The following is a 1354-nucleotide window of genomic DNA, read 5'->3' as shown; positions in this document are numbered from 1 at the left end:
AGTTTCAGCGCAGGCTCACCTCAGTCCCATCTCTCCCCATGGGAGAGAGGGCCGGGACGGCGATAGATGGGTCTTCGAACATTTTGCCGAAGGCTAAGGGGCGCCGGCGTAGCTGGCGCCTTGCTGCGTTAAAATAAAAATTTTCGCTTCAGCCAGGGGAGAATCTCCATGCCTATCCGAGTCGCCATCAACGGCTACGGCCGCATCGGCCGCAACATCCTGCGCGCCCTGTACGAGTCCGGCCGCAAAGACATCCAGATCGTGGCGGTGAACGACCTGGGCGACGCCAAGACCAACGCTCACCTCACCCGCTATGACACGGTGCACGGCAAGTTCCCGGGCGAGGTCAAGGTGGACGGGGACGCCATGGTGGTGAACGGGGACCGGATCCGCGTGCTCTCCGTGAGGAACCCCGCAGACCTGCCCTGGAAGGAGTTGAACGTGGATGTGGTGCACGAATGCACCGGGCTTTTCACCAGCAAGGAGAAGGCCTCCGCTCATCTCGCCGCGGGGGCGAAGAAGGTCATCATCTCCGCGCCCGGGGAAAAGGACGTGGACGCCACGGTGGTCTACGGTGTGAACCACAGCGTGCTCAAGGCGAGCCACACCGTGATCTCTAACGCCTCCTGCACCACCAACTGCCTGGCGCCGCTCGCGAAGGTGCTGCACGAGAAAATCGGCGTGGTCCATGGCCTGATGACCACCATCCACTCTTACACCAACGACCAGGTGCTGATCGACGTGTACCACAAGGACCTGCGGCGCGCCCGCTCGGCCACTATGTCCCAGATCCCCACCAAGACCGGCGCCGCCGCCGCCGTGGGCCTGGTGCTGCCGGAGCTCGCCGGCAAGCTGGACGGATTCGCCATTCGCGTGCCCACGGTCAACGTCTCTCTGGTGGACCTTTCCTGCGTGGTGGCGCGGCCCACCAGCAAGGAGGAGATCGACCAGGCGATGAAGGTTGCGGCCCAGAACGAGCTCAAGGGCATCCTCAAGGTCTGCGACGAGCCTCTAGTGTCCATGGACTTCAACCACGACCCGGCCTCCAGCATCTACGATGCGACCCTCACCAAGGTGACAGGCGGCACCTTCGTCAAAGCCCTGGCCTGGTATGACAACGAGTGGGGCTTCTCCAACCGGATGCTGGACACCACGGTCGCATGGATGAGCGCCAAGTGAGCGGGTGCGCAGGCAAGCCCCGGGCGTTGGGGCGAAGGCTCACGGCGCGAAGCGCCGTGAAGCGAGGGAAGGCGAGCGGCCGGAGCCACAACCGCCCAGGGCTTCTCCAACCGGATGCTGGACACCACGGTCGCATGGATGAGCGCCAAGTGAGCGGGTGCGCAGGCAAGCCCCG

Annotated in this window: 1 protein-coding gene; it reads left to right on the top strand. The window is 64.3% G+C overall.

Annotation, left to right across the window (positions count from 1 at the left end):
• The first annotated feature begins 168 nt into the window (after nt 1-168).
• Nucleotides 169-1179 (top strand): type I glyceraldehyde-3-phosphate dehydrogenase, encoded by a 1011-nt coding sequence (gap, locus tag ACTFO6_RS03175; RefSeq protein WP_439932991.1) that lies wholly within the window; start codon nt 169-171, stop codon nt 1177-1179.
• The last annotated feature ends 175 nt before the right edge of the window (nt 1180-1354 follow it).

This window comes from Pelomicrobium sp. G1 (assembly GCF_051905455.1).
Classification (GTDB): domain Bacteria; phylum Pseudomonadota; class Gammaproteobacteria; order Burkholderiales; family UBA6910; genus Pelomicrobium.
This window is presented reverse-complemented; position numbering and strand designations above follow the sequence as displayed.

Bases quoted from the DNA above. Each gene is read 5' to 3' on its own strand.
- gap (WP_439932991.1), top strand. From the start codon at position 169: ATGCCTATCCGAGTCGCCATCAACGGCTACGGCCGCATCGGCCGCAAC.